The sequence below is a fragment of the Bacillus sp. JJ1127 genome (assembly GCF_036965845.1).
In the GTDB taxonomy this organism is placed as follows: domain Bacteria; phylum Bacillota; class Bacilli; order Bacillales; family Bacillaceae_G; genus Bacillus_A.
This window is the reverse complement of record NZ_JBALQK010000104.1, coordinates 1-3,972: the sequence shown is the minus strand read 5'-3', so window position 1 is coordinate 3,972 and position 3,972 is coordinate 1. Positions and strand designations below refer to the sequence as shown.

The following is a 3,972-nucleotide window of genomic DNA, read 5'->3' as shown; positions in this document are numbered from 1 at the left end:
AAATGGATTTATATAGAAGGAGGTTTACAATGGATATAAGTCGTTTTACCGCGTTAGCTAACATGTATAGTGAAGCTGCAAGTAAAGTAATTGAATCCCAAAACCAGTTAAAGGCATCAGTTGAATCAAATGGAGAGAAGTGGGTCGGAGAAAAAAGAGAAAAGTTTGATCAAAAGTATCAAGAGATTCAATTAGCATATAGTAATTATGCACAAGAATTAATGAATACAAGCGCTGCATTGCGAAGTGCTGCGATCCAAATAGAAAAAATATATAACGAATTAGTGCACGGAAAATAAAGGTGTTAACTGGGGAGGGAAATGAATATGGGAAGAGAGATTTCGATTGATGTAAATAGTGTTCAAACGATGGCAAATGATTTTGTTAAAGAAATGACGTACATAGAAAATCTATCAAAGAATTTAAGAAGTCAAATGAATGAAGTTGTTTCAATGGCATATTATAGTCCGTATTTCCAAAATTGCATAACTGGGTTAGTTTCTCAAAATGCTACTACACATCAGGCAGAAAATAATCTAGTAAGTAAAATATCAAAAACAGAATCATATGCTAGAAAGACAGCTGATCAATTTGAAGAAGCAGATAGTATGTTAGCAAAGTTATTGAAATTTAATGAACTATGGGGAAATTTCACTGCAGCTGGTACTACATCTTTATTAACGCTAGCCGCTTCAAGGACGGGGTTTCCTAAGTTTGTGAAAGAAGGTGTAAAATGGGGTGTGCAATATCAGGATGATTATATGCGAGCAATAAGTAAAATTGAAAATTCTAGATTTAAAAATTATGTTCGTTTTTGGTTGAATCCCTTAAGTTTAGGAAAAAAGTATAAAGATTATCATGTAGGAGATTTCATTGCAAAAAAACTAACGAATTTTTATCCAAAGGTAATTGTCGACTATAGTAATGCAGCTGAGAACATTAAAAAGGGTTATAAAAGTGATGGATTCAAAAGTGCAATGAAAACAGCAATGAAAACCGATGCGGAAAGTCTTTTGAAAACTGGAGCGAAATTTGCAAAATCTAATGCTATTTCTGGAGTATTGGTTACGGCCGCAGGAGAAACGGTTGGATTAGGAATGAATGTTTTTGATAACTATCGAAAATATGGTGGAAATGAAGCTGTATTAAAACGAGAAAATGCAAAAGCGGTTGGAAGAGCGGTAAATAATACAATTGTCGGTGGTGGCGTTATTGCAGCTGGTGGAGTAATTGGAGGAACGATTGGGACGTTTATTGGGGGACCAGTTGGTACAGTAGTTGGAGCGGCAGCAGGATCTTTTCTTGCAGGATTTGTATCGGATAAAATTGCCTCAAAAACAGCTGGATTTGCTGAAAATATGGCTGTGAAATTTAAAGAACCAATCCATTCAGCTATTGAAGTGACAGGTTCTACATTGAAAAAAGCAGGGGATTTTGTAAATAAAGTGGAAGATTCAGCTAAGTCTTTAGTAAATAAGGGGAAAAATTTCTTTAAGAAATTTGCATTTTAATATCAAAAATGAACAAGAACGGGATGGGATAGTATATGAAAGCCATATCATTAACAGTTGATGAACTAATATATTGTTTTTACAGTGAAGGGTTATTTGAAAATGGGATAGCATTAAAACAAACTTTTTTTGGAGATATGTCAGATGAATGTTTAGAAGTTGTATTTCAAGCGGCTTGTCGATCATTACTGTCGAAAGATTACATTAGTTATGAAAACCATAAGTTTAAGGTGAAAGAGAAAATTGCAAAAATTATTTCGTCTTTACACTATTCAGAGTCTTCTTTGAAAATATCCAAATTTGTAGACAGCGAAAATCAAGAAACTACGTCCATTCATATTGGTGAAAATGGGATGATTCAGCACACATTGCTATATGATAGCCAAATCCATACGTTTTCTATTATAGGTGAAGACGAAGTCCAATCAATAGTTGGGGAGTATTTAAACGTTACAACAAATGATGTTCAAGAAGAGTCCATTTTAACCTTCACAGAAGAAGAATTCGATGAAATGTTGAATATAGTGGATCGTGATCCACAATCTTTATATGGATTTCTACAACGCTTTGGCAAAGATATGAGATACATAGCAGCATTTTCAACAGACGTTTGTAAAAATAAAGGGTTTATGAATAGTATAGTCGTTTTTGAATTTAACGAAAAGAGAGAGCCGGTAGTAAAAAATGCATACTTTTTTGTTGAAGGAAGCGAAAATACTTGGATTATTACAAAAAACAATGTAGATCAGAAATTTGAAGTAAGAGAGTGTAATCAAAATGTAATTGGTACATATGTAAAGAAAGACATGGATATGTATAAACGCAATGTAGTGCAGTCAAAATAGAGAGGATTAAGAAATGAACGATAAATCGATAAAAAAGACAAATAAGGGCATTGAGGTTACATTTAGTAATTTTGATGCAGGATGTGCTATTATTTGTGGTTTCATTATGGTAGCAGTGGGAATTTATCTTTTTATAGGTCCTTCAGATGAGCATTGGTTGTTAAGAATTCCTTATTTTATTATGGGGATCATTACATTGTCCTTCTTTGGAAGTATTTTAATGAAAATTTTAACGGTTGTGATTAGAAGAAAGACATTACTTACAATAACTTCAAATGGAATTGTTTGTAAAAAAAGAGTCGTATATTTTTCAGAAATTGAAAATATGTATATTGGTTGGCATAATAAAAGGCTGCGAGGATTAGTTTTTAAAGATTTAATTATTTATACAAAAAGTGGAGAAAAATTTTTTGTTTGTACATATAACATAAGTGATACTGAGATTCAGGCAGCTATAGAGCAATATGTGCTACCTTATGTAGATAAATATTGTCTCGCAAGATGGAGAAATCAAATGGGGAATCCTACTAAACATATGAAAAAAGAAGATTAAATAATAGAGAGGAAGCTACTATTCATTTTTTCTTTTTATAGAAAGTTTAGTGTTTTTTGCCGGAATTGCTTTAATGGATGCTAAATCTTCATGTTACAAGATAAGGGGGGATTGTATATGCTTGATGAGTTATTAGAAAGTATGTTTGATGCCGAAAATGATTCGAAATATTATACTATTGCAGGTATATTAGGTAATGAGGGATTTTGTGAGAAAAAGGTGACGATTCAAAAGGGAATGCTTTCATTTTATACAAAGGAATTTTCGGTTGATCAAGAAATAGAAGGAAAACATTTTCAAGCTCGAAGTTATGGACATGCAGTAATACTTTCATGGGTAACAAGTCAAAATGAAGTAACAGGTATGTGCATTCATGAAAAAGAAATAGATCGTGTATCAAGAAAAGTGATTAAGGTGAAGGGAAAAGATGCTTATATTATTAATACGAAAAGAAGTGATTATTGCATTATTAAACAAGAATGATTTAACAAATCGATGGAAAAGGTAGGTGAGAAAAGTGAAGTATATAGAATCGGTAACAAATACAGTATTAGCACAAGTGGTAAGAGTACTTGACTGGAATATTGATAAATATAGTCATGGGAAAATATATATGGATTTAGGGAAATATGATATGCGGCAGTCAATCATTGCATTACAGGAAGGTCGTTACGATGCCAAAAACGGGAATTTTCAAGTAGAAAATGAAACGTACGTTTCGTCGTTTTATGTGCAATGTGATAAGAAAGAAGAAGGTGCACTTATTTTTTCTTATTTAGTAGAAAATGATGTTGTAACTGGTAAATATATAGAGGGAAAATCGATTAAACAATTATATAGAGAGATAATGGAGATAAATGGGGTTAAGGGTTATTTAATTAACACGCATGACAAAGATTATTTTCTTATTAAATAATGCTAGCGTATCTTAAGTATAATGGAATATCATCTGTATGTACTGAAAAAGAAATTGAAAAGTATGTGTTTATATATACATCAATTGAAAAACCGACATACCCCCCTTCTTTTTAGGTGGGAGAGAGTATCTGGCCATGCATAGAAG

6 protein-coding genes are annotated in these 3,972 nt (G+C 32.3%); all 6 read left to right on the top strand.

Annotated elements, in window-relative coordinates; all coding sequences use genetic code 11:
* The first annotated feature begins 29 nt into the window (after positions 1–29).
* The 6 genes from V7183_RS11705 (at position 30) to V7183_RS11680 (ending at position 3,825) form a co-directional block, all read left to right on the top strand.
* On the top strand, positions 30–299 hold the full coding sequence (locus tag V7183_RS11705; RefSeq protein WP_170958134.1) for a WXG100 family type VII secretion target: 270 nt from the start codon (positions 30–32) through the stop codon (positions 297–299).
* Positions 300–326: 27 nt separating this feature from the next.
* Positions 327–1,511 carry a hypothetical protein gene (locus V7183_RS11700; protein WP_335359617.1) on the top strand — a complete coding sequence of 395 codons (1,185 nt, stop codon included), beginning with the start codon at positions 327–329 and terminating at the stop codon, positions 1,509–1,511.
* 35 nt (positions 1,512–1,546) lie between these two features.
* Positions 1,547–2,356 (top strand): hypothetical protein, encoded by an 810-nt coding sequence (locus V7183_RS11695; RefSeq protein ID WP_335359616.1) that lies wholly within the window; start codon positions 1,547–1,549, stop codon positions 2,354–2,356.
* A 13-nt stretch (positions 2,357–2,369) separates the two neighbouring features.
* Positions 2,370–2,909, top strand: coding sequence for a DUF5381 family protein (locus V7183_RS11690; RefSeq protein WP_097899494.1), 540 nt, complete (start codon positions 2,370–2,372; stop codon positions 2,907–2,909).
* A 117-nt stretch (positions 2,910–3,026) separates the two neighbouring features.
* A complete protein-coding gene (locus V7183_RS11685) occupies positions 3,027–3,392 on the top strand; it encodes a hypothetical protein (protein ID WP_097899495.1) in 366 nt (121 codons plus the stop codon).
* Between the two features lie 34 nt (positions 3,393–3,426).
* Positions 3,427–3,825 carry a hypothetical protein gene (locus V7183_RS11680; protein ID WP_097899496.1) on the top strand — a complete coding sequence of 133 codons (399 nt, stop codon included), beginning with the start codon at positions 3,427–3,429 and terminating at the stop codon, positions 3,823–3,825.
* Positions 3,826–3,972 lie beyond the last annotated feature (147 nt).

Bases quoted from the DNA above. Each gene is read 5' to 3' on its own strand.
- V7183_RS11705 (WP_170958134.1), top strand. From the start codon at position 30: ATGGATATAAGTCGTTTTACCGCGTTAGCTAACATGTATAGTGAAGCT.
- V7183_RS11700 (WP_335359617.1), top strand. From the start codon at position 327: ATGGGAAGAGAGATTTCGATTGATGTAAATAGTGTTCAAACGATGGCA.
- V7183_RS11695 (WP_335359616.1), top strand. From the start codon at position 1,547: ATGAAAGCCATATCATTAACAGTTGATGAACTAATATATTGTTTTTAC.
- V7183_RS11690 (WP_097899494.1), top strand. From the start codon at position 2,370: ATGAACGATAAATCGATAAAAAAGACAAATAAGGGCATTGAGGTTACA.
- V7183_RS11685 (WP_097899495.1), top strand. From the start codon at position 3,027: ATGCTTGATGAGTTATTAGAAAGTATGTTTGATGCCGAAAATGATTCG.